This window comes from Chitinophagaceae bacterium, assembly GCA_016717285.1.
Lineage (GTDB): Bacteria > Bacteroidota > Bacteroidia > Chitinophagales > UBA10324 > JACCZZ01.
The window spans coordinates 1,611,471-1,635,331 of sequence record JADKFU010000005.1 but is presented as its reverse complement, the minus strand read 5'-3'; the positions used below and the strand labels follow the sequence as shown (position 1 = coordinate 1,635,331).

General features: G+C 40.4%; 24 protein-coding genes. 18 read left to right on the top strand and 6 right to left on the bottom strand.

The genetic code is table 11. The annotated features are described in order from the left end of the window. Positions 1 to 286: 286 nt before the first annotated feature. Entirely contained in the window at positions 287 to 724 is a 438-nt protein-coding gene (locus IPO83_16495) for an isoprenylcysteine carboxylmethyltransferase family protein (protein ID MBK9732853.1), read from the top strand. A gap of 73 nt (positions 725 to 797) precedes the next feature. Here IPO83_16495 and IPO83_16490 read toward each other — a convergent pair whose 3' ends face one another. From IPO83_16490 to IPO83_16475, 4 genes are all read right to left on the bottom strand, one after another. Further along, the gene (locus tag IPO83_16490) at positions 798 to 1,271 is read right to left on the bottom strand and encodes a DNA starvation/stationary phase protection protein (GenBank protein MBK9732852.1); all 474 of its coding nucleotides are present in this window, start codon (positions 1,269 to 1,271) and stop codon (positions 798 to 800) included. Positions 1,272 to 1,463: 192 nt separating this feature from the next. Continuing rightward, entirely contained in the window at positions 1,464 to 1,625 is a 162-nt protein-coding gene (locus IPO83_16485; protein MBK9732851.1) for a hypothetical protein, read from the bottom strand. 250 nt (positions 1,626 to 1,875) lie between these two features. Further along, the gene (locus IPO83_16480; GenBank protein MBK9732850.1) at positions 1,876 to 3,165 is read right to left on the bottom strand and encodes an acetyl-CoA hydrolase/transferase family protein; all 1,290 of its coding nucleotides are present in this window, start codon (positions 3,163 to 3,165) and stop codon (positions 1,876 to 1,878) included. 84 nt (positions 3,166 to 3,249) lie between these two features. Further along, positions 3,250 to 4,047 carry a CHAD domain-containing protein gene (locus IPO83_16475; protein ID MBK9732849.1) on the bottom strand — a complete coding sequence of 266 codons (798 nt, stop codon included), beginning with the start codon at positions 4,045 to 4,047 and terminating at the stop codon, positions 3,250 to 3,252. 132 nt (positions 4,048 to 4,179) lie between these two features. Between IPO83_16475 and IPO83_16470 the strand changes: the two genes are divergently transcribed. The 11 genes from IPO83_16470 to IPO83_16420 all read left to right on the top strand — a co-directional run bounded on the left by IPO83_16470 (position 4,180) and on the right by IPO83_16420 (position 15,139). Further along, on the top strand, positions 4,180 to 4,629 hold the full coding sequence (locus tag IPO83_16470) for a pyridoxamine 5'-phosphate oxidase family protein (GenBank protein ID MBK9732848.1): 450 nt from the start codon (positions 4,180 to 4,182) through the stop codon (positions 4,627 to 4,629). A 133-nt stretch (positions 4,630 to 4,762) separates the two neighbouring features. Next, positions 4,763 to 5,980, top strand: coding sequence for a serine hydrolase (locus tag IPO83_16465; protein MBK9732847.1), 1,218 nt, complete (start codon positions 4,763 to 4,765; stop codon positions 5,978 to 5,980). A gap of 116 nt (positions 5,981 to 6,096) precedes the next feature. Continuing rightward, positions 6,097 to 6,510 carry a T9SS type A sorting domain-containing protein gene (locus IPO83_16460; protein ID MBK9732846.1) on the top strand — a complete coding sequence of 138 codons (414 nt, stop codon included), beginning with the start codon at positions 6,097 to 6,099 and terminating at the stop codon, positions 6,508 to 6,510. Positions 6,511 to 6,516: 6 nt separating this feature from the next. Then, the gene (locus IPO83_16455; GenBank protein ID MBK9732845.1) at positions 6,517 to 7,086 is read left to right on the top strand and encodes a Crp/Fnr family transcriptional regulator; all 570 of its coding nucleotides are present in this window, start codon (positions 6,517 to 6,519) and stop codon (positions 7,084 to 7,086) included. Positions 7,087 to 7,179: 93 nt separating this feature from the next. After that, the gene (locus tag IPO83_16450) at positions 7,180 to 7,617 is read left to right on the top strand and encodes an SRPBCC domain-containing protein (protein MBK9732844.1); all 438 of its coding nucleotides are present in this window, start codon (positions 7,180 to 7,182) and stop codon (positions 7,615 to 7,617) included. A 162-nt stretch (positions 7,618 to 7,779) separates the two neighbouring features. Continuing rightward, positions 7,780 to 9,558, top strand: a complete 1,779-nt coding sequence (locus tag IPO83_16445; GenBank protein ID MBK9732843.1) for a T9SS type A sorting domain-containing protein — start codon at positions 7,780 to 7,782, stop codon at positions 9,556 to 9,558. 105 nt (positions 9,559 to 9,663) lie between these two features. After that, positions 9,664 to 10,611, top strand: a complete 948-nt coding sequence (locus IPO83_16440; protein ID MBK9732842.1) for an MBL fold metallo-hydrolase — start codon at positions 9,664 to 9,666, stop codon at positions 10,609 to 10,611. Positions 10,612 to 10,893: 282 nt separating this feature from the next. Then, a complete protein-coding gene (locus tag IPO83_16435) occupies positions 10,894 to 12,888 on the top strand; it encodes a right-handed parallel beta-helix repeat-containing protein (GenBank protein ID MBK9732841.1) in 1,995 nt (664 codons plus the stop codon). A gap of 311 nt (positions 12,889 to 13,199) precedes the next feature. Continuing rightward, complete coding sequence (locus IPO83_16430) at positions 13,200 to 13,610, top strand: hypothetical protein (GenBank protein MBK9732840.1); 411 nt, start codon at positions 13,200 to 13,202, stop codon at positions 13,608 to 13,610. Further along, on the top strand, positions 13,600 to 14,175 hold the full coding sequence (locus IPO83_16425; GenBank protein ID MBK9732839.1) for a hypothetical protein: 576 nt from the start codon (positions 13,600 to 13,602) through the stop codon (positions 14,173 to 14,175). The genes IPO83_16430 and IPO83_16425 overlap by 11 nt, the downstream gene beginning before the upstream one ends. Before the next feature lie 73 nt (positions 14,176 to 14,248). Beyond that, positions 14,249 to 15,139, top strand: coding sequence for a hypothetical protein (locus IPO83_16420; protein ID MBK9732838.1), 891 nt, complete (start codon positions 14,249 to 14,251; stop codon positions 15,137 to 15,139). 125 nt (positions 15,140 to 15,264) lie between these two features. On the opposite strand, the gene IPO83_16415 is transcribed toward IPO83_16420, so the two are convergent. After that, positions 15,265 to 15,984 (bottom strand): (Fe-S)-binding protein, encoded by a 720-nt coding sequence (locus tag IPO83_16415; GenBank protein ID MBK9732837.1) that lies wholly within the window; start codon positions 15,982 to 15,984, stop codon positions 15,265 to 15,267. 206 nt (positions 15,985 to 16,190) lie between these two features. Between IPO83_16415 and IPO83_16410 the strand changes: the two genes are divergently transcribed. From IPO83_16410 to IPO83_16385, 6 genes are all read left to right on the top strand, one after another. After that, on the top strand, positions 16,191 to 16,943 hold the full coding sequence (locus IPO83_16410; GenBank protein ID MBK9732836.1) for a helix-turn-helix transcriptional regulator: 753 nt from the start codon (positions 16,191 to 16,193) through the stop codon (positions 16,941 to 16,943). Between the two features lie 89 nt (positions 16,944 to 17,032). Continuing rightward, positions 17,033 to 18,250: a thiol oxidoreductase gene (locus tag IPO83_16405; GenBank protein MBK9732835.1), complete on the top strand. Its 1,218-nt coding sequence runs from the start codon at positions 17,033 to 17,035 to the stop codon at positions 18,248 to 18,250. Position 18,251: 1 nt separating this feature from the next. Continuing rightward, positions 18,252 to 18,692 carry a Rieske (2Fe-2S) protein gene (locus tag IPO83_16400; protein ID MBK9732834.1) on the top strand — a complete coding sequence of 147 codons (441 nt, stop codon included), beginning with the start codon at positions 18,252 to 18,254 and terminating at the stop codon, positions 18,690 to 18,692. Next, positions 18,689 to 19,942, top strand: a complete 1,254-nt coding sequence (locus IPO83_16395) for a hypothetical protein (GenBank protein MBK9732833.1) — start codon at positions 18,689 to 18,691, stop codon at positions 19,940 to 19,942. The genes IPO83_16400 and IPO83_16395 overlap by 4 nt, the downstream gene beginning before the upstream one ends. A 50-nt stretch (positions 19,943 to 19,992) precedes the next feature. Continuing rightward, positions 19,993 to 20,295, top strand: a complete 303-nt coding sequence (locus tag IPO83_16390; GenBank protein ID MBK9732832.1) for a hypothetical protein — start codon at positions 19,993 to 19,995, stop codon at positions 20,293 to 20,295. Between the two features lie 269 nt (positions 20,296 to 20,564). Then, on the top strand, positions 20,565 to 22,160 hold the full coding sequence (locus tag IPO83_16385; GenBank protein MBK9732831.1) for a tail fiber domain-containing protein: 1,596 nt from the start codon (positions 20,565 to 20,567) through the stop codon (positions 22,158 to 22,160). A gap of 294 nt (positions 22,161 to 22,454) precedes the next feature. On the opposite strand, the gene IPO83_16380 is transcribed toward IPO83_16385, so the two are convergent. Continuing rightward, on the bottom strand, positions 22,455 to 23,798 hold the full coding sequence (locus IPO83_16380; GenBank protein MBK9732830.1) for an MFS transporter: 1,344 nt from the start codon (positions 23,796 to 23,798) through the stop codon (positions 22,455 to 22,457). Positions 23,799 to 23,861: the final 63 nt, after the last annotated feature.

Below are 23,861 nucleotides of genomic sequence, written 5' to 3'. Positions count from 1 at the left end.
TAGTTGCGTAGAAATTCAATTATGATATTCGTCAATGTTTGTGATGACGGATGTCATTGCATCAACGTGTTTCTTTGCATCAAAACCAGCATCGGTAACTGAATATCAACATCGTTGATTTAAAATGATGGGGGAAGATTTAACCATAATCTTATAAGCAAAAATAGTTTCTTTCCGAGCCGGTACTGAACAGCAAATAGTTTGCAGATGATGGCTATAAAAAATCTTCTTTTATTACTCTCATGGGAAAAGAAAACGGCATAACTTCCGGAAATAATTATTCAGTATGTCGTCAAAAATCAGTTCATTAATCGCGCTTGCCATCGCTATCGCCGGCTTGGTCTACCTGATTTATGCCCAGCACTTATTTTCAACAAATCCTGTTTCTATTGCCATACAGCTCAGCGCGGCAGCTTTGATGATCTGGGCACGGATTACTTTCGGACTCAGAAGCTTTCACGCGACGGCCAATACCACCTCAGGAGAATTGGTAACAAATGGGCCGTATCAATGGCTTCGTCATCCCATCTATGCTTCCATCATCTATTTTTCATGGGCAAGTGTAATTGCCTACCCATTTTTGGAAACCTTTGCAGCAGTATGTGTAATCACCGCCGGACTTTACACAAGAATGCTGCTGGAAGAAAAATTTCTATTGATAGCGTACCCGGAATACAAGTCTTACATGAAACAAACCAGAAGGGTTATTCCTTATTTATTTTGATAGGCAGTTATAAGACATGTGTTATTGACAGAAACAATAATCGTGTAAATCACCAACAACTTCCGAACGCAAATTAAATTAAATAAGCTCTCAGCATCCAGCTCATCTTTTCATGTTGCTCCATAATACCGGTAACAAAATCTCCGGTGCCGGAATCTTTGCATTTTTCAGTTATGGTATGGATGTCTTTTCTTAGAATGCGGATAATCGTTTCATGATCGTTTAACAGCGATTGAATTACTTGCTTTTGCTTGCTGAAGTCGTTGTGACCTTCTGTAAGGTGTGTCATGCTTAAGAAGTCCTTAAGTGATCCTAAGGAATAATGGCCCAATGCCCTTACCCGCTCTGCAACTTCATCAATAATGAGATCCAATGCTTCATATTGAGCTTCAAAAAATTTGTGGAGGTCCATAAAGCCCGGACCCTCAATATTCCAATGTGCATTGCGGGTTTTAGTGTACAATACATATTCATCAGCCACTAAATTATTGAGTAAGGTGGCCACTTCTTTCAGATTATTTTCGGAAATTTCAATATTGGGTTTCATGTTTTTAATATGGCTTTGTGAATTACTATTGTTTAATACTTATTCAGCTATCTCCTTCTTTAGCAGTGGTTATTTCCGCTCATATTCCAAATTCCTTTATCTATTTCAATGCAAATCAAATCTAATAACAAATCTGTTCTTATTCCTTTTGCCCGATGGGTTATAGATGGGTTTCTTAATGAGGTGGTGTTGTCAGAACTTGATCCCTCTCTTTTTCATTTCTTCTTCCAATTTCGGAGGAATATCGCGACAGGAACAATTTTGATGATGAGCGAGATGCCATTTTACCCGCTGTGCAAACGTTGGATTTTCAGGCATTTTATTTTTAAGGTGCCAGTCTTTGTTGATTTTCATGGCTATCGATTGAATGTTCTATGGTTGCCTCCACTACACTAAATATTATTTGGAAAATATTTTGCAGTTGCTTCCGGATTCATACTGCAAATTTCCAATCCCCAAATGGCGGGAATTATGACTTTCATCACTCCAAATAATGATAATATTCAGTAAAAGGAATGAGGCGAGATCAACGCATCAGTTCGCGCAAAGTCGGGAACGGCTAGTAGGCTAAAATTAATCTGCTATCACCCCGCAGATTGCTTCCTTAGTTAAATATCTTAAAGCGCTCATGACAAGCCCTGCTCAGTTGTTCACGATCATCAGGATGAGCGATATTGATGAGTGCCTTTGCACGTTGTCGAAAATTTTGTCCGAAGAGAGAAGCAACACCAAATTCTGTAACTACATAGTGAACATGTCCACGGGTGGTAACTACCCCGGCACCCGGATTAAGCACAGGAACAATTCGGGGAATTCCTTTTTTCGTTCTGCTGGTGAGTGCAATGATAGGTTTACCATCTTCACTTAATGAAGCTGCACGCATAAAATCCATCTGGCCACCAATGCCGCTGTACTGGTAAGTGCCTATACTGTCTGCACAAACCTGTCCGGTGATATCAATTTCAATGGCGCTGTTGATGGCCATTACCTTTGTATTGCGTTTAATTACCGAAGGGTCATTCACATAATCAATATCGAGAAATGCGAAATCCGGATTATCGCTCACGTAATCATACAGTTTCCTTGTACCCAATGCAAAACCTGCTACTGTTTTATGAGGATGAATATTTTTATACCGGTTCGTGATGATACCTTTTTCGCAGAGATCAATCAAACCATCGCTGAACATTTCCGTATGCACACCAAGGTCTTTGTGATCATGAAGACACCTGCAAACCGCATCGGGAATCGTGCCGATTCCAAGTTGTAAAGTACTCCTGTCTATAACCAGGTCAGATACATGCGCACCGATTTTCATTTCATCGTCGGTAATCTGCGATCCGAAGTTCACCTCATGGAGCGGTTCATCCACCCAAACCATTGCATTAAAACTGTTCAGGTGCATAAAGCCATCTCCATGTGTGCGTGGAACCTGCGGATTGATTTGAGCTATTACATATTTCGCAGTGTGCACTGCTGTGCGTGCAATATCCACCGACACTCCCATCGAACAAAAACCTTTATTATCCGGCGGGGAAACCTGCACTATAGCGACATCGAGCGGCAATACATTCCGCCTGAAAAGTTCAGGAATTTCGCTGAGGAAAACCGGTATAAAATCGCCCCTGCCTTCGTTTACCGCTTTTCTTACAGGGTCGCTCACAAACATTGTATTGATATGAAAAGAATCCGCATACTCTGGCTGATCAAAAAAAACATCACCTAGCAGACTGATAAAAACCAGTTCAACATGCTGCAGCTCTTTATTTCTTTTCACCAATTCACTGATAAGAAATGTAGGCGTACAGGCTCCTCCCTGTATAAATACCCTATTGCCCGACTGAATCAACTTTAATGCATCCTGGGGATCCTGATATGCAATGTTAGCTGTCATAAGTGTTTTATTTCTTGAAATGTAGTTTTTTTCACGTTGCCGCGCAAAAATCTAAAGTGCAATATTTGATTGTGATGACATTCATCATTTATGAAACTGATTAATATCATGCTTAAATTTTAAAAGCCACCGTTCCGCCTCTGTATTCGCTACCGCTTCGAGTTGAAGCATTCCATTCCTCACCGGTCCGGGTAATCCTGGCTTAGCTGACAGATGATGTAATTGTCTTCCGGCAACAACAGCATCATGCCATTCGCCCAACAACGTATCTGCAGTATTTAAAAATCCGGGAAGCAACACAAGCCACTTCAAATCATGGATTTCATCGGAGAAAATTTCAGAGTTATACTTTAGTTTTTTAACATCGGTTCTGATTTCATGATACATTTCATTTGACGGGCCTTGTCGTAATAACCTGGTCTCCATATTTTCCGCTGTACCATTCAGATAATCAACCGGATTTACTGTCCGGAGCTTGATGGCAAACGGTTTAAGATACCTGCGCACTTTATTCAGCTCCGTCCCCGTACATTTATCCTGCTTCCGGCAAAAATCTCTGTAAGCTTTTTTTTCTTCATGTGTTATAAGATTCAAAATTTCGCTGTTCAAATTGTGCGGAAGAAATGATTGCTGCATTCTTTCAGTAAGCAACTGCCATTCACGCAAATCACCCGCCTTTCCACCTAATTTCCAGATAGCATTCAACTTTCCTTTATCAAAATCTTCAAAATACCATTTGAACAGACATGATAACGCTTTCATCTTTTTAATAGCTACACGCAATTGGTGAATATGCTTAACATCCTCACGGTCAGAAGTCTTTCGAGAGTACCTGCCGATATGCGATAAGAGTTTCGCTGAATATTCCTGATAGTCAATCATAATGAATCAGGCCTCTTTTAATAAAGATGTGAACTTATGCATTGCGATGGATGAGATGACTCATCATTTTACATGACAAATGTCATATTGAAGAATTAATTCCGCATATAATTTAGCATAAAATAGTGAATCGTGCTCGGTGAATTAAGTCCCAATCAGATTGAAATATTACTTAACCGGCAATTTATCGGGCGTATTGGTTGCAGCGCAAACGGAATTTCCTATATAGTTCCTGTGGCATACGCTTATGATGGCAAATATATTTATGCGCATTCAAAAGAAGGCAGGAAAATTCAGATGATGCGAATGAATCCACTTGTTTGTTTTGAAGTAGACCAAACGGAAAATCCGGCGAATTGGGAGTCTGTAATTATGTGGGGTAAATATGAAGAATTGAAAGGCGAGGATAAGAAAGAAGGCCTACAGAAACTGGTTGCGCGTTTACAGCCGATTGCGACTGGAGAATCAATCAGTCCACCTGCGGAATTGGCGGAGGCACATCAGAATGATACAGGTGCTTACAAGACCATAATTTTTAGAATTGAGATCAAAGAAAAAACAGGACGGTTTGAGAATAGATGAAGAAATAACATCCGGATAACCTGGCGTACAATCTTTACTTTTCTATTGTATTGAAATTGCAGCATCATGAATCAGGATCCTTACCTGCCACACCCTTTACACAGCAAATTAATAAAATAAAAAAAGCGATGCCATGAAATCAATACTGATTTTACCTTTTCTATTTTCCTTTGGTTTCGTCTTTAGCCAGGATAATTTACAACAGTCAATCGATAAAATTGCATTGCCTTATGCAAATGAAAAAGGAAACCATGCATTGGTGATTGGTTTGGTGACTGCATCGGGAGAACAGATATATGTATACGGAGAAACGGAAAAGGGAAATGGTGTAAAACCTGACTCATCTTCTGTATTTGAACTGGGAACTATCACTTCGGTTTTTACGACTTCCCTTTTAGCTGTTTTGGAATCAGATCATAAAATTGATCTGAATGACCCTGTGCAAAATTACTTTCCCGAAAGTGTAATGATTCCTGTATATGAAGAAATCATCTGCAAACCTGCTGATCAGCATCCTGTTAATTCAGAGAATGACCACCATACTGTGTATTATTGCTTTGCTGATCCTTCATACCATCCGAAGCACATGTTGCTTTGCGATCTGGCCACGAATACTTCAGGTTTACCGGTTTATCCCGGCAACCTGAAAGCAAGTTTGAAAAGTTCCAATCCGTTCGAAGGTTATTCATTAACCAACTTGTACAGTTTCCTGAACAACTACCGCACAAGCTATCCTACTGGTCTTGTCTATAAGTTTTCACCGCTGGGAATCGCTATGTTGGGTAATGGGTTAGCCTGGAAAGAAGGAACAACTTATGAATCGATATTACAGCAGGAAGTGCTCGAGCCGCTAATGCTTCAGCATACATTTATAACACCAACAACCATACAGCAATCGAAAATGTTAGTTGGTCACGATCAAAAGGGCAAAATAGTACCTCCGGGAATATTTGACGCGATGATCCCCGCCATCGGACTTCACTCCAATGTAACAGACCTGTTGCTATTTCTGAAGGAAAACTTAGTTCTCCATCACTCCGCCATTCAAGCCTCATTGTTGAATACCCAGAACCCACGAGTCGCTATACCAGATGTAAAGAAATTACATGGATCTTATTCAGCTCTTGCATGGATTCTTTCTCCGGTTGCTGTTAACAGCAAAGTGAATATGATTTGGCAACAAGGCACTACCAGTGGGTGCTCTTCTTACATTGGTTTTATCAGGGAAAGTAATATCGGTGTTGTTGTCCTATCCAATTCAGCAAATGGCGTAGCAGAGATCGGCAGTAACATTTTGAAAATGATCTACAAGGAGCAGCAATCCAGGCCTACTGATAATCCAAAAATGTGATAATCGTTTAATGCATTTGCGTCGCAATATCCGATGCATCACTTATCAATCCTTGTATCTCGATGCACCTTCGCAGGTGGTGAGATTAAGATGGAAAGAAAGATGTGGTGCTCGTAATGCCGATGCAAACAGTAAATATCATCATGAAGTTTTCAGATTTTGCCGATGACTCCATTCCCTATATGTACCACTGTCACTTGTTACACCATGAAGATGATGGGATGATGGGATCGTTTGTGGTTTTGGATACTGCGGCAATAGGTATTCAGCAATTAAAAACCGAAAATTGGATACATGCATTTCCCAATCCCATTATGAATGGGTCGATGACTATCACATTATTTAAGGATAAGAGGGAGATAACTGAATACACGCTTATTAATATCCTGGGTCAACATCTCATCAATGAACATCTTTGTGCTGAGGATGATTTGATAAAAATTAACTTTGATACGATTCCCGCTGGCACCTACTTCCTTAAAGTGGTTTACGGCAGTCAGGCTTCCACTGTAAAAATTATTAAACAATAAACAGTATTGACCGAACTCGAACAATATATCCAGTCCTATTTCGGAATCAACAAATCCGACCTTAAACAAATCGGTTCTCTCTTCAGGCCAAAATATTTAAAGAAGGATGACTATTTTCTGAAAACAGGCGCACGTTGTAACAAATTAAGCTTTGTAAAATCTGGTTTGCTGAGAATTTATGTGTCAACACAGGAAAAAGAAGTTACCCAATGGATTTCCACGAAAGGATATTTTGTAACAGATCTTTCCAGTTTTATTTTTAACACGCCGGCACGCTGGACTATTCAGACTTTATCAGATTCAGAATTATTTACCATCTCAAAGGAAGACTATAACCATATCGGCAACCTCATTCCGAAATGGCATGAGCTGGAAAAATTATTTATCGCCCGTTGTTTCACCATTCTGGAGGATCGCATTTTCTCCCATTTGTCTATGACTGCGGAAGAACGTTACCGCTTTTTCTTTGAACACAACAGCGAAATCTTTAACCAGGTACCGTTGCAATATATTGCCTCTATGCTGGGCATGACACCGGAAACATTCAGCAGGATAAGGAAAAAAAAGCTGTCCTGATTTCTTGATAAATGTCAAGCGCCTCTTGATGAAACATGCTCACCTTTGCTTCATCAAACAATCCAAACATTATAAACCATTCAATTTTCCACCATGGCCAAAGAAATCAAAACAGAAATCCTGATCAATGCAACACCTCAAAAAGTCTGGAAAATTCTAACGGACTTTAAAAATTATCCAAACTGGAATCCTTTTATCAAATCCATCAGCGGAGAAATTGCAGTCGGAAAAAAAATAATCGCAAGACTTGAACCGCCCGGTGCATCAGGCATGACTTTCAAACCCGTCGTACTTACATTTGAAAAAAACAAAGAATTCCGTTGGCTGGGACATTTATTGTTTGAAGGATTGTTCGATGGTGAACATATTTTTGAACTCATTGATAAAGGAAATGGAACAACATTATTCATCCAAAGAGAAAAATTCAAAGGAGTATTGGTTCCTGTTTTTAACAAAATGCTGGATAATACTACACTGAATGGTTTTAATCTCATGAATAAAAAACTCAAAGAACTTGCGGAACAGACTTAGTTCCGGTTTTAAAATAAAGCTTCCCAACACGTCCCCTGAGCCTATCGAAGGGTATCAGGAAAATCAACCTATTCATTAAAGGAAACTATTCCACTCCAAACAAATGTGATAGATTTATGAGCCCATAAAAAGTCTCCACTACGGAATTCAACTGCATTCAAAATGACTCACTTCGACAATCTCCCTACTTTATCATTACTTAGGACTTCCATTGGCATTTCATTGTTGCTGCTACTGGTGAACAGTGAATATGGCCATTCGCAATGCATCATTCTTCCCAACGCCATCGAAGAAATCTCTTACACTTACGTGCTTCCGGATGGAACCAATGCCTCAGGTATTGCTTACAACCCAAATCTTGACATTTATTATACCGTGATTGCCGGCAACTCAGGTTTTCCGTTAGAAACATTTGATCCATCAGGTGCTTCCCTTTTTCAATCAAATACCGGTTTTGATTTCCGTGGATTGTGGTGGAATGCAAACACCAGTCAGTTGGAGGGCAATGGCTATTATAATTTTGGATTGTGGTCGCCCGATCTCAATGCAAATGGTTATGCACTTAATACAGGCACTTCCATTTTTACCGGGCAAAATCAACCTGATGCACAATCTTGTGGTGATTATGACTACTGCGCGGATGAAATCATTTATTATTTCAACGGTGCTGTTTACAGAGTTAACAGAACAACCAATGCATTGTTAGGTTCCTTTGCACTCACCGGCTTGCCCGTTCCCCTCAGCAATATCAATACAACCAGCATTGTGTTTACAGGCTGTTCTGGAAATGAAATTGCACTTGAAGATTATGTGAACAAAAATATACTGCTCTTTAATAAAACGACAGGTGCCTATTCCGGCTCTTCACAATTGCCTGCTAATGCAGTTACAAGTCAGAGTTTCAGACTATCGTATGCAAACAACATGATTTGGTTGTATGATGCTTACACCCGAACCTGGACCAGCTATTCCATATTCGAAAATACCGGCAATGGAAATATTGTTGATCTTGGAAATGATACCACACTTTGCAATGGCGACTCATTAATACTGATCGCAGGAAGTTCAGACGCAGCCTATCTCTGGTCGACCGGTGCAACTGATTCCTCCATTACAATTAATTCATCGGGAAGTTATTGGGTCACCACTTCGAACGGAGCATGTGCAGTGAGTGACACTATTGTAATCACCGATACTTTATGCAATCCGGTAGTATCCATTAATGCTACAGATACCTTGATCTGTGAAAAATTCTGTATCAGTTTTTTTGATGTTTCTCAAAACAATCCGATTGCATGGCATTGGATATTTGAAGGGGCCAGTCCTTCCACTTCCAGCATCATGAATCCTGAAAATATTTGTTACAGTGTGGCGGGCAGCTTTGATGTAACGCTTATCACCACCAATGCAACCGGTAACGATACATTGATACTTACCGATTACATTACTGTTACTCCTACTCCATCCACTCCAACCATTATTGCAAATGGCTATGAACTGACTGTCAGCGCGGCAGACAGTTATCAATGGCAATATAACCTCGTGGATATTGCAGGCGCTACCAATCAGTCATACACCGCTACGCAATCAGGATTGTACACCGTAAATGTGTTCGATCAGTTTGGGTGTAAAAATTCAGCGAGCGTTACAGTTTTAATCAGTGGTATTGATGCAATAACTTCGCAAGCAGCACTTTCAATCTTTCCCAATCCCGGCTTTGGAACTTTTACCATTCAGTTAACAGGACTTTTTCCAGGCAAACCCCTTTCGTTGCTGATCCATAATTCAATAGGTCAGATCATTTTTTCAGTTGAAGAAATTCCTGGCGATGATTTCTGGAAAAAAGAAATTAATCTGGAGCCTGTTGCTAGTGGTTTCTATCTTGTTGAAATAAGATCAGGTGACAAATACTTTAGAAAGAAATTAATAGTGTTAGATTAACAAGTTGGAGTTGAGGTGCGAGTGTATTGATGTGGCGATGTTTCAATGTGCCGATGTGCCAATGACTCAACTAATGACCAATGACTCAATGCCCAATGACCCTTCATGCAAAAGCTCCTAATCCAACTTATCTGCTTCGCTTTCCTGTTATCACTTTCTTCCTGTCAACACGCTGCTGAATCTACCCAATCCAATCCATTCATCGTGATTCTGGGCAATGCACAAGACGGTGGTTATCCGCATATCAATTGCAAAAAAGAGTGTTGCAAAAAATATTACAGTGGTGCAGAAGAAAAGCATTTTGTTTCCTGCATCGCTGTGATGGATCCTGTTTCCAACCAGCGTTTTTTGTTTGATTGTACGCCTGACTTTCCTGCCCAGTTGCATTTGCTCGACAGCATTGCATCCACAGAAAATATGATAGACGGTATTTTTCTAACGCATGCGCACATCGGTCACTATACAGGCCTGATGTACCTCGGACGGGAAAGCATGAATGCAACCAATGTAAAAGTTTATGCTATGCCAGAAATGAATTCCTTCCTTCAAACCAACGGACCCTGGAGTTTACTGGTGCAGCTAAAGAATATTGCATTGCATAAATTGAAAGCTGATTCCACTATACATTTGAATGAAAGAATTACAGTAACACCATTTCTCGTTCCGCACCGGCATGAATTTACAGAGACAGCAGGCTACAAAATTCAACTGCAAAACAAATCGGTGATCTTCATTCCCGACATCGATAAATGGGCAACCTGGAATCATGATATACTTCAGTTGATCAAAGAAAATGACCTGCTCCTTCTTGATGGTACTTTTTTTCATGATGGGGAAATTGCAGGCCGCAACATGAATGAAATACCACATCCATTCATAGAAGAAAGCATGAAGCTATTTGAAAATTTATCGAAAGAAGAAAAATCAAAAATCTATTTCATTCATCTTAATCACACCAATCCGGCACTGATTAATAATAGTCAGGCACAAAAGGAAGTGGAACAATCCGGATTTCATGTGGCAAGGCAGGGACAAAGAATATTCTTTCATTAACAAAACAAGCAAACTTTTTTTAGTGATCAGTTAACATCAATCATAGTGTAAGGCATATCAGGAGGGTGCACACCACATTGACACTGGCGAAATGATTTCTAAAAAACTGCTTTTTAATCAGTCGTGCAAAGGCGCAATGATTGCAAACTTGCTGCTGCGCATTTTTTCTTTGCGAGCTTTGAGCCTTGGCGCAAAAGCCTGTCCGGATCATCTTACATTAGCTAAGTAGTAATTCGTAAATTCACATTTACTAATTCTTTACCAACATAATTTTCATCCGCTATGCTAAAAATACTTACCCTGCTCTTTACAGTTGCAATCATCACTACTCTTTTTAATACTGCAAATGCAACAGTCTATGATGTCAACTCACTTGCTGCTTCGAATACGGGCACGGGCAACAGCGGCACTCTTTACTATTGCATTACACAAGCTAATCAAACCGTTGGTCCGCATAGCATTAACTTCAGTGTGGCAGGCACCATCAACATTAATACGTCAGGTTCAATATTACCTGCATTAAATAAACAGATCAGCATTGATGCAACCACTGCTCCCGGATACGCGGGAGCTCCGGTAATTATACTGGATGGCACAGGTGCCGGCGGTGGAAACGGAATTGAAATTACTGCAGCTGATTGCGAACTCTACGGTTTGGAAATAGCGAATTTCTCCGGCCGCGGCATTTATGTTCATGGCACCAATGCCGACAATTATATCATTGGTGCGGCAACAAAAGGAAACGTAGTTCGAAATAATGAATACTACGGTATTTCCATTGATGCAAGTGACAACGGTGTGATTGCTTATAACAAAATCGGCACCGATGCTACCGGCGATATTTGCGCAGGCAACTACTACAATGGCATAGATCTATTAAATGGTGCAGATTATACGCAGGTGTTGTTCAACTATGTTTCTTGCAACCAATACAATGGTTTACAAATAGGTGGCAGCAGTTATAACGAGATTAAAGGGAATATTATCGGTCCGCTTAAAACTCAATGTCAGGGTAATTCCTATCGTGGAATTGATATTGAAGATGGATCACAATACAATATTATTGGCGGAACCAATGCTGCAGACTTCAATAAAATCGCCGGCAATCTTTACTGGGGAATAGAAGTGAAGAATAATTCTCCGAATAACCTGATTAGCGGCAACAGTTATGTCTGCAATGTTTATGGAGCTATTGTCCTTGCCAATAATGGAAATAACAACATGGCAGCTCCTGCAATTACTACAGCAAATACTTTGTTGATATCAGGAACAGCAGCCGCCAATGCAAATATTCAAATATTCAAAAGTCAGAACACCAATCCAACGCAATGCACCGGCACGCCTTCCAACCAGGGCGCCGATTACATTGCAAGCACTAATGCTGATGCAAGCGGCAACTGGTCCTTATCAGGAAATTTCGGTGGGTATGTAACAGCAACGGCAACTGATGCAAACGATAACACTTCCGCTTTCAGCACCAGTATTTCGACAGGAGCAACAGATACTTTGATCAATGAATGCAGCGGTTACATTCCGTTCATCACTGCTTCGTTCAACACTTCCACATCAACAGTTTGTGAAAAACAATGCATCAATTTCACAGACCAGTCATTGAATGCCGCCTCCTGGCATTGGACGTTTGAAGGCGGAACACCTGCCACTTCTGCATTGCAAAATCCCGACAACATCTGTTACAGCGAACCGGGAATTTTTGCAGCAACACTCACAGTGTATGGTACGAACGGAATTGATTCTTCTGTTGCGGTTTTATATGTTACCGTAAATGCCACACCCACTGTTCCATTGATAAGCCAGCAAGGTGATACACTAACCAGCACAGCTTCCGTGGCCTACCAATGGTACCTTAACACAATCATCATTCCCGGCGCCACCGATCAGCAATACATTGTTTCACAAAATGGATACTACTCCGTTGAGATCACCGATAGTGTGGGCTGCAGTGCCATATCCACTGCGGATTATATTGACATTACCGGCATCGGAGATTCACAAAATGATCAGTGGATCAATATTTTAACTGATCATCAATCAGGAGCCATTCAACTATTCATTTATGGAATGACTGGCAAAGCAGCACAGTTGAGACTGGTTGACCTTTATGGCAGAACTGTTAAAGCACAATCTATTTTCAGCTCATCACCTGTTTTTACACAAACACTTCAACTGCCTGACAATGTCAACGGCTACTATTTCATACAGTTAAAAACAAGCGAGAAGATATGGGTTGAAAAATTATTGCTCCATAATGCTCAATAAGTATTTCTGACGAATGCAACACTTCTATCCTGAAAGAAGCAGGGCAGTCAGGTATGATTACAGCCCGGCGGGGATGTTCTTTTATTCTCCAAAATTGTTTCCATTTCAAATCGTCACGTAGCAACGTTAATTTTATCGCCGATCTATTTTTTTCCATACAACAATACATCAGGCATATTGATCAGGCTCTTATGCAAAAAAATTACCCGGACAGATACGCTTGTGGTAAGATCTTAACGCACGCATAATTTAAATGTGACCCGTATAACTATTGGAATAATGAATTATATTCACCTTCATAATGCGCTGGAATGGATTCAAGGACTAAAAAGATTCTTACTATCTGCGGTATTGTGATCCTTGGTGTAGTTATTATGAATTATTTTAAAAAGGATCCCGGAATTAAACAGATCATGGCAAAGCTTGATTCCACCAAAGTGATGCTTGACAGTGCACAGGAACGTATTCATTCTTCACAAACACTCATCAGTAATCTTCAATCTGATGTGGACTCCTATGCACAACTCGTTAAAGCAGATGACTATAACGTGTCAATGCTGGAAGCCTCCCGCAACCGCCGGGAAAATGATTTTTTAAGAAAGATCAGTGCTTCCCAGCAAAGCTATGAGGTCTTTAAAAATCAACTCAATCAAAACAAAAGAACTTCCTGGCCGGTCATAATTATTGATACTTCACATTATCAGCTTTCTAATGCAAATTAAAAAGGTTGTCTTCCTGTTGCTTTCTTTATTCGCCATTCCGCGCGCTTCATTAGCACAGGACACGCCTGACCCTTTCTGCAATGATAGTTCTTACAGGGCCTTGCTTCGGGTGGCCGGTGAAACAATAAATGTTTCTTGCGATACCATATACTTGTTGAACAAAGCAACTTTCCACTTGCTCCATGCTTCTTATCTGGAATACCAGCAACAAAGCAACAGTCTTTCTTCATTTTATGATTCGGTTGATCAGTTTCTTTCCATTTATAAAGAACATGCGGAGGATCAACGAAGAGAATTCGATACACTCGGTATCTATTACCATCAGTTATCTGATTCTTCGAAGCTGTTGGTAAACAATGCGAATAAAAAACTACAAAGCATCAATACCAATCTCGACTCCATCCAACATTCCATAAGCCTTGCGCAAACCAACCTCACTGAGGTGCAGGAAATGGTGAAGAAGTCTGAAAAGAAGAAATGGTTGTTTGGTGCGGTGGGCGGTGCAATCGGATTTGGAGTCGGCTTTATCCTCGCGACTACCCTCGTGTTACTGGCGACTAACTAACTTGTTAGCCGCAATGCTTTGACGACAGTGCTAACTCAAAGAGACAAGTAAAAAAGAAACAGAAAGACCATTTATGAGCTACGACTTATACTTCTATAAACGCAAGGGACGACAACTTTCTGAACAGGAAATTGGTGATTACTTAACCAAGAATTTAGTTACACCAACAGAAGAAAGTAATCAGTGGTTCTTTGATAACGAAGACACAAGGGTTTACTTTTTTATCAATCACAACGAACCAGAGGACGACCCCGAAGCAATTGAGTTATATGAAAGTTTTGAGGATTTTGACAATACACATTTTACATTCAATCTTAATTTTCTCCGACCAAATTTCTTTGGCTTGGAGGCTTTCAAGTTCGTTGACAAATTTGTAACTGACCTTGATTTGTTCATCCTAAATCCTCAATCGCAAACCGACCCTGACAATCCATTGAAGGTTGACGCATCGACACTTTTTGAAAACTGGTCAATTACAAACTTGCGACAGAGTGTAGACCACTTCAACGAGTTTAATTTTAGTTTTTTTCCTCTTGACAGGTCTGACAAATTATGGGAATTTAATTTCCGCAGAAATGAGATGCAAGACACACTTGGAGATGCTTACTTCGTTCCAAAAGTGTTTTTTATGAAGCGTAAAGACACAGGAGAAGCTATTTCACTTACAATTTGGTCAGAACATTTACCAATTGTTTTACCCTCAGTTGACTATGTTTTAGTAACAAAGGACTACAAAAAATTATTCAGGACTGTTAAAGAAGCTGGCATAGTTCCATACAGCACAATTATTAAAAACTTCGGGACATATTTTGACAGCTACGATTTTAACGACTCCAAAATCATTCATCCGACAAATTCAGAAAAAGTAAAGGATGCTTTCAACGGACTAAAATTAGAATATCAGACAGAGAAATTTTGCGAACCTCTTGAAATGGATAAACTTTCAAACTCTCTACCCAAATGACTGCAAATTTGAAACGACACATCTTCGGACGGACAGTAGCACATGCGGCTAACATATAAGGATTAAACGCGCGCAAAGAAGCGGAGCAGCGATTTAATCTTTATATGTTAAGCCTTCAATTCCCATTACCATCCGGAAGCCAGCACATCAGCTATGTGCATAGTTTTAATCGATGCATTATGCTTTTTAATGTAGCCATCCACATGCATCAGGCAGGAGATATCGGTGGAAATAATATAGTCGGCACCGCTGGCAAGTGAGTTGGTCATTTTCTGTTCTGCCATCGCCGCAGATATATCGGGGAATTTTACCGCGAAAGTGCCACCGAATCCGCAACAGGTTTCGCAGTCCGTCATTTCATTGAGTTGCAATCCTTTTACATTCGCAAGCAGTGTGCGCGGCTCTTCCTTTATTTTGCATTCGCGCAATGCACCGCAGGCATCGTGATAGGTTCCAACACCGTTGAGTGAAGCACCCAGATCGGTAACATTCATCACTTTCACCAGGAACTCGGTGAATTCGTATGTGTTCTTCTGCAATTGCTTGCATTCGTTGTGCAAAGCGGAATTATCAAAAAGATCGGAATAGAAATTACGGACAAAGCCCACGCAACTGCCACTGGGTGCTACAACATAATTATAATCCGAAAAATCGTGGATGAATTTCTCGCAGACCGTTCGGGACTCATTCCAGAAACCAGCATTAAACGCCGGTTGACCGCAACAGGTTTGTGAAGGATTGTAATGCACATCACAGCCCACCTTTTCCAAAATTTTCACCATGTTAAAAGCGGTTTGCGGATATAACTGATCTACAAAACACGGAATGAATAGACTGACTTTCACGAGCGGTTCTTTTTCAATTTAGCGGCTAAAGTAGGAATATCAGGTGTGTATTTATTAATTGTTCAGGTGGAATTATGAACGTGGAGAATAACGATTCAATTCGAATTCAAATCAAATGGAATTTATACAATTGAAAATTCCACAATAAACTTTCCACCGCAACTATTTAGAACTATTCTAAATAACCATTAATTTGCGGCGTGATTGTGAAACAGCAAATAAGAGACGGCCTGCATTTTCAACTTGATTCCATGTCGGAAAGAGTCGGGAACACCTCTTTTCTCAAACGTAATAATCAAAGCATTTCCCTAACCTGCCTGTTTTCAGGAACTGATTGCAATATGGATATGGAAGGATCTGCTCCTGCTTACGAAATCAATTTTATTTTCAATAATAAGTACCTGCAAGCTTTTTCAGTTAATGATCACACTTTCCCGATAGAAGAATTTTCAGAATACCAGCAACACGAGATTTGTTGCAACAGTCAATTGCTGCTCCATGAAATTCTAACCTGCAAACTGCAGGGAGCTTTCCGGAATATGTTTCTCGAAAGCAAAGCACTCGCGCTCCTGCTATGTTTTCAAAAATGTAGTACATCAACACAAACCGGTTGCGACTCCTGTAAATTTCTCGCTCGTCCTATGGAGAAAGAGAAACTTTTCGAAGCCAGGAAAATCATCTTGAATAGTTTAAACAGTCCGCCCACCATTCCCGCATTGGCGCTACAAACAGGAATCAATCAATGCTATCTGAAAAAAGGATTTAAAGAATTATTCGGAAGCACTGTTTACGATTTTGTGCAGGAACAAAGAATGCTGAAGGCCAAACTATTGCTCACCACTACAGGTAATTCCGTTTCGCAGATTGCCAATGAAATCGGATTTTCAAGTGCAGGCAACTTCAGCGCGGCTTTCAAAAAACTAACAGGAGTTTTCCCCAGTGAATTGCCGCGGAATTAATTTTCCCTTTTGGGTTACAGATTTTCCACTTTGAATAACATCCACAGACCGCAATCTTCACATCTTTGCGCACTATATCCTTTCCTCCAATGAAACCTAAGCTTCTCCTTTTCCTTTTGCCCGGCCTGATGGCATTGGCCGTGTATTCCTGCACTAAATTAGAACCTGCTGCACCTGTCGCAGATACAGTAATGGATGCGCCTCTTGACGGAATGACTAGTGCACAATACAAACTCTTTAATGAAGGCGCAGGTGAGTTTGATGAAGTGTATCATACTGAAACAGGACTGGGTCCCGTTTTCGTTGCCACCAGTTGCGGAAGTTGTCATGCCGGAGATAATCGCGGACATCTTTTCACCATCTTAACAAGATTCGGGCAACCCGATACTGCAGGCAACCGGTTTTTAGCCATGGGCGGACCTCAATTGCAAAACCGCGCAATACAAGGTCATTCACCTGAAGAAATTCCTGCAGGAGCCACTTCATCAAAATTTACGGCTCCTATTGCAAGTGGCGTGGGTTTTCTTGAATTGGTATCCGATGCTGATATTATTGCCATGGCAGAAGCAAACATCACCCATCCGGATGGTGTGCGAGGGCATCCTAATTGGAATACGATTCCGGATTATGTTATACCGTTTCCGGATGCCGTTTCAAAAGGCGGAAAATATATCTGCCGTTTCGGAAGAAAAGCAAGTACTTATAATTTACATCAACAAACCGTGCAGGCCTTCAACCAGGATATTGGTGTCACCACTTCTTTTCTTCCTAATAATCCATTTAATTATTTGTCAGGCCTGAACCCTGTGCAAACTGCCGATCCTGAAATTTCTGACGCAAGTGTGAATGCAACTGTTTTTTACCTGCAAGGATTACAGGCACCTATACAACGTGATCAAAATGACGCTCAAGTTGTTTCAGGAAAGAATATTTTCATAAACATTGGGTGTGAAAGTTGTCACCGGCAGACGTTGAAAACCGGATTCTCTCCTATTGAACCGCTTTCCTATCAAGAGTTTCATCCTTATACTGATCTGTTGGTGCATGATATGGGCGTAGGATTGAATGATCATTACACAGAAGGAACCGCGAAACCATCGGAGTGGAGAACAACACCATTGTGGGGACTGGGCCTGGCAGGAGATGCGCAAGGTGGCAACTTATTTTTGATGCATGATGGCAGGGCACTTTCGATTGAAGACGCCATATTAATGCATGGCGGCGAAGCAGAAGTGAGTGCAACACGCTTCATGGATCTTTCACAACCGGATAAAGATGCGCTCCTTAAATTTCTGAAATCATTATAACATGCAACGCAGAGATTTCATAAAAACTTCCTGCCTGGCTTGCATAAGTGGTTTGGCACTTTCAGCTTTTTTAGAAAGTTGCGGAACAACCCATCATATCACCGCAAATATTTCCGGTTCCGATTTAATCATTCCATTGGCTGAATTCCAACTACTAAAAAATGAGTTGCCGCAATTCAAAAAATACCTGGTAGTGCAAAATGATTCACTTCAATACCCGATTTGCATTTACAGGCTTGATGAAAAAAATTACACCGCCTTATGGATGCGCTGCACACACCAGGGCGCAGAGTTGCAGGTGTTTGGCGATAGGCTGCAATGCCCTGCACACGGAAGTGAATTCAGCAACACCGGGAAAGTATCAAACTCGCCGGCAACAGAAAATCTAAAAACTTTTCCAGTCACCATTGAAAACAATCAACTAAGAATATCCTTGCAATGAAAATAAAACTAAAGCTCATAATCCTCCTGCTGTCTGTTGCACGAATTTCTTCTGCACAGATTGATTCTTCTCTTTTAAAACGTGTTGAAAAAGACACCACGAATACAACCATGAGCATGGATGAGTTGTACAACCGTCCGTTTCTGAAAATAAATAAGCTGCCGGTTTCCCTTGGCGGCTATTTAGAATTCAACTATCAGCATCTTGGAACAGATGGTGTTTCTGACGGACATGAATTTCAATTTCGCAGATTGAGTTTATTCATCGCTTCTTCAGTTTCAAAAAGAATTAAATTTCTTTCGGAAATAGAATTTGAACATGATAAGGATGAAGAGTTGGAAGGAAATCCCATGGAAATAGAAATTGAATTTGCAGCAATTGATTTTGAGTTTCATCCGTTACTGAACCTGCGGGGTGGCATAATTCTGAACCCGATCGGCAGCTTCAATCAAAATCATGACGGACCTAAATGGGAATTCACCGACCGGCCAATTGCCATGACGCAAATGTTACCTGCCACTTTCAGCAATACAGGTTTCGGACTTTATGGAAAACACTATTCCAATGATTGGATGTTTGGATATGAATTTTATCTCACAGGCGGATTAGACAATACAATTATTGACAACGATCTAAACAAAACATATTTGCCTCACGCAAATGAAAACTCTGCGAGGTTTGTAACCAGCAACAGCGGTGAGCCGCTGCTTACAGGAAAATTAGCAGTGCGAAATACTAAAATCGGGGAATTAGGAATTTCGTGGATGGGTGGCGTTTATAACAAATGGCGGGAAGACGGAGCAATCATTGATGAAAAGCGAAGGAGCGATGTGATAGATATTGACTTCAACACCACCCTTCCAAAAATTGACACAAAAATTATTGCAGAGTGGGCATGGGTATTTGTGCAGGTGCCGGATGATTATTTTGAGCAATTCGGAACAAAACAACAAGGAGGTTTCATGGATATAGTGCAACCTGTTTTAAAAACAAAAATATTAGGGTGGGAAGATGCAACACTCAACATTGCCATGCGATTGGAATATGTAGACTGGAACATCGGAGAATTTGAAGACACCGGCGACAATATTGCGGATGATGTGTGGAGTATTATGCCGGCGATAAGTTTCAGACCGACAGCGCAAACTGTTTTGCGGTTGAACTACCGATACTTGAAACAACAGGATATAATTGGTAATCCTCCGGCAACGACTGGCGGAATTATTTTTGGAGTGTCTTCTTATTTTTGAAGCAGGATGGTTGGATAGTTGGATGAACCTATTAAAACTGCAGGATAAACATGAACGAAAGAAGCGATAAATCATCACATATCATGAACACTTCAGCAAATCTGCTGGGACTTTGCTTTATAGTATTAACATCGCGGAGTATACTCTCAATGAAAGGGGCCACTTATATTGATGAACTGACAGCTTTCGCCATTTTAATGTTTATGTCAAGCTGCGTGCTTTCCTTTATTTCTATGAGAAGAACCAATGCAGTGAGCAAACGATTTGAAAACATTGCAGATTTTATTTTCTTCATCGGTCTTTTCTTTCTTTTTGCCACCACCATGCTGATATCGTTTGATATCATCAGTTAGTCGTACCTCTGTGCAATAAATAAAATTAGTTACGCGGATTATTATAGTTGTTTGTGAAGACAAACGGCGGCGGAATCATCTTTCACTGTGTATCACATCCAACTTCTCTGCGCTGATTTATATTCTAAATAAATATTGGAAGCATGAAGCTTTAACCATATCCGGATTTATGCGCCGCACGATCATCATTGTCCCATGTTCATGGTATTGATTTCAGTAGCAATATGTTGGACGTTTGCATCCTGAACTTTCACTAAAAAAACAAACCAATGAAACACACCATCCAAATCATTTCATTTACTCTCATGCTGATCGTTTTCTTCTCCAATGCGGAGGCACAATGGAGCTTATCAGGAAACGTACTCTCAGGTAATGAGAAACTCGGTTCCACCAATTCGGCCGATGTAAATATGATTACCAACAATAACACGCGGCTGACCATTAAATCAAGTGGGAAAATAGGTATCGGTACTACTTCACCCTCGGCGAAGCTTGCAATAAAATACAATAGTAGCGAAGCTGAGCCAACCCTTCTGCTCAATGAATCAGAAAATGACTACTCAAGGATCTCGTTCAAGAACACAACCAATTCCAACTACTGGAATATTTCCGGCTATACAAATAGCACAAACAGCTTATCGAAACTAAGTTTCTATAACAATATTTCAGGAAACCTGATGACACTCAGCGGAGATGGAAAAATCAATATCGGAGGCCCTGCCGTAAATTATACAATGACCACCATCAATAATAATATCAACAGCAGTCAGACGCTTGATGTTGAAGGCGGTTACCGGGCACTCAATGTTCACACACGCGGAGTGAATACTTTGGGATATGGTGATTCTTCTGCTGTCGCTGGCACATTCACTGCTGATAATGAACATTCATATGACAATATCGGATTACAGGTTTATGCAAAAAATGCGGCAAATCAAAATGCCTTTTATCCTATCAATACAGGTATGTACTGCAGCGGTGTCAGTGACTACTTTACAAGCAGCGGTGGTATTAATACCGGTATCAATTGTTTTGGATCTGGTAAAGGCAATATTAATTATGGCATATACGCATCAGCAGATTATGCAACTACGAACTATGCAATTTATGGAACGTACTACAGCGGCACACCAGGAACCAAATATGCAGGCTATTTTAACGGGAATATCGGAGGTACCGGAATATTTTCCTATACCTCTGATGAAAAATTAAAAAAAGATATTAAACAGGAAAGCGGAATGGTTAACAGGATTATGCAATTGCAGCCAAGCAATTATACTTTCAGAACCGGTGAATTCGGTGCGATGAATCTTGCGGAAGGACTTCATCACGGATTAATTGCGCAACAACTGAAAACAGTTTTTCCGGAGCTGGTTTCTGAACAGGTTTTCCCGGCGCAATACGATGCAAAGACGCATAAAATAACACAGGAAGAAGTCAAATACCTGGGTGTAAATTATATTGAGTTGATTCCTGTCCTGATAAGTGGAATGCAGGAGCAACAAAAACAGATCGACCAGCTTACAAAGGAGCTGAATGAATTAAAAGGCTCAGGAAGCACTACATTATCTTCATCTGACGCAAACAAAAATGTAACACCAGGCGAAAGTTACCTTTTGCAAAATGCACCGAATCCGTTTTCTCAGTTTAGCCAAATCAACTACAGCATCAGCTCAAATGTGAAAAATGCTGTTATCATAGTTCACGATTTGAATGGAAACATTGTCAGATCGTTTGACAACCTGAAGACTGGTAACGGATCTGTTTCCCTCGCAGCCGGTTCCCTGGCAAGCGGCACTTACTCCTATTCACTGATCCTTGACGGAACTCCGGTTGAAACCAGGAATTTCGTCATCACCCGATAAATAGCTATGTGAAATATTTCATCCCCGTTGCCGGAATCATTCCTGCAACGGGGATTTTTTTCATCAGTGAAAAGTCATCCTATCACTGCCCATTCAATTCAATCCGGGAAATTATTGAAGCAAGGAAAAATCAGTTCTCTTCTCTCTCCTTCTTTTTCTTGGGGTTTTTTTTTTTTTTTTTTTTTTTTTCTTTTTTTTTTTCCCCCCCTTTTTTTTCTTTTCTCCTTTGTCTTTTTTTTTATTTTTTTGAATTTTTTTTTCTTATATTTTTTCTTTTATACCACCTGCTGCACACTAAATTACATTGGGATTTGCTTCTAATGATTTCTCCTTCTTCACCTGGTATAGAAAAATAATTCCAACAATAAAAAACAAGATGAGTGCAAGCACTGAGTTGCGCATATTGCCCGTAATTTCCAGGATAAGTCCATAAATGGCTGTGCCAAACACCGTCGCCAGCTTTTCAGTAACATCATAAAAACTGAAGAAAGAAGCAGTATCTTTTGTTGGAGGAACCAGCTTAGAATAAGTAGAACGAGACATTGATTGAATACCGCCCATCACCATCCCCACCACAAATGCAATTCCGTAAAATGGATATTCGCTGGTGACCTGATAGACTGCAATACAGACGCAGATCCAAACGATAATAGCGATGTTCAGACTTCTGATGTTGCCATAACGATTTGATATCCTCGAAAATAAGTAGGCACCTGCAACAGCAACAAGCTGAATGATCAGTATGATCATGATCAATCTTGTTTGTTCCAGTTTTATTTCATCCTTTGCAAAAATAGTTGCCAGATACATTACCGTTTGAACGGCACTGTTATAAAAGAAAAAAGCGACGAGGTAATTTTTAAGTGACTTATACTGACGCAGTTGATTCCAGACTTTCCGAAGCTCCTGGTATCCACCAAATAAAGAATTCATACTGAGTTTTTTCTCAGCCGGAATATCATCGCTAACCGGCGGAATATACTTGAATCTCTTCAACGCATAAAAAGTTATCTGCGCAAATCCGGCCCACCAGATGCCCACTGCAACAAATGAAATTTTTGTTGGCATGGATTCATCTGCAAATCCTAACTGCTTATAGAAAATGATCATGACCAGGTTGACGATGAGCAATATCACGCTGCCGATATAACCCATAGAAAAACCTCTTGCACTCACACGATCCTGGTCTTTTTCATCTACAATCTCTTTGAGAAAAGCATTGTAATAAACAATGCTTCCGGCAAAGCCAATGCTCGCCAGCACAAAAAAGAAGATGCCGAAATGTATGTTTTCTCCAGTGAACCAAAAGAGCGCAATACAACTTGATGAACCGAGGTAGCAGAAAAACTTCATAAAAGAAAGCTTATTTCCTCTGAAGTCTGCGATGGAAGATAGCAATGGCGCTATGAGCGCAACAATAAGAAATGAAACTGAGAGTGCGTACGAATAAAGCGCAATGTTCAGATAGTCTCTTCCCATGAAATGAACCAAGCCGTTATTGATGGCACCTGTCGCCGTCATGTAATAAATCGGGAAAATAGCGGTGGCAATCGTGAGTGAATAAACAGAATTGGCCCAGTCGTACATGGCCCAACTGCTGATCAGTTTTTTGTCGTTGCGTAAGTACACTTTGCTCATAGAGAAGATTGACGTTACACAATATCAGATGTTTTTTTGGGGAAACGAAATGCCTGTTCTGAG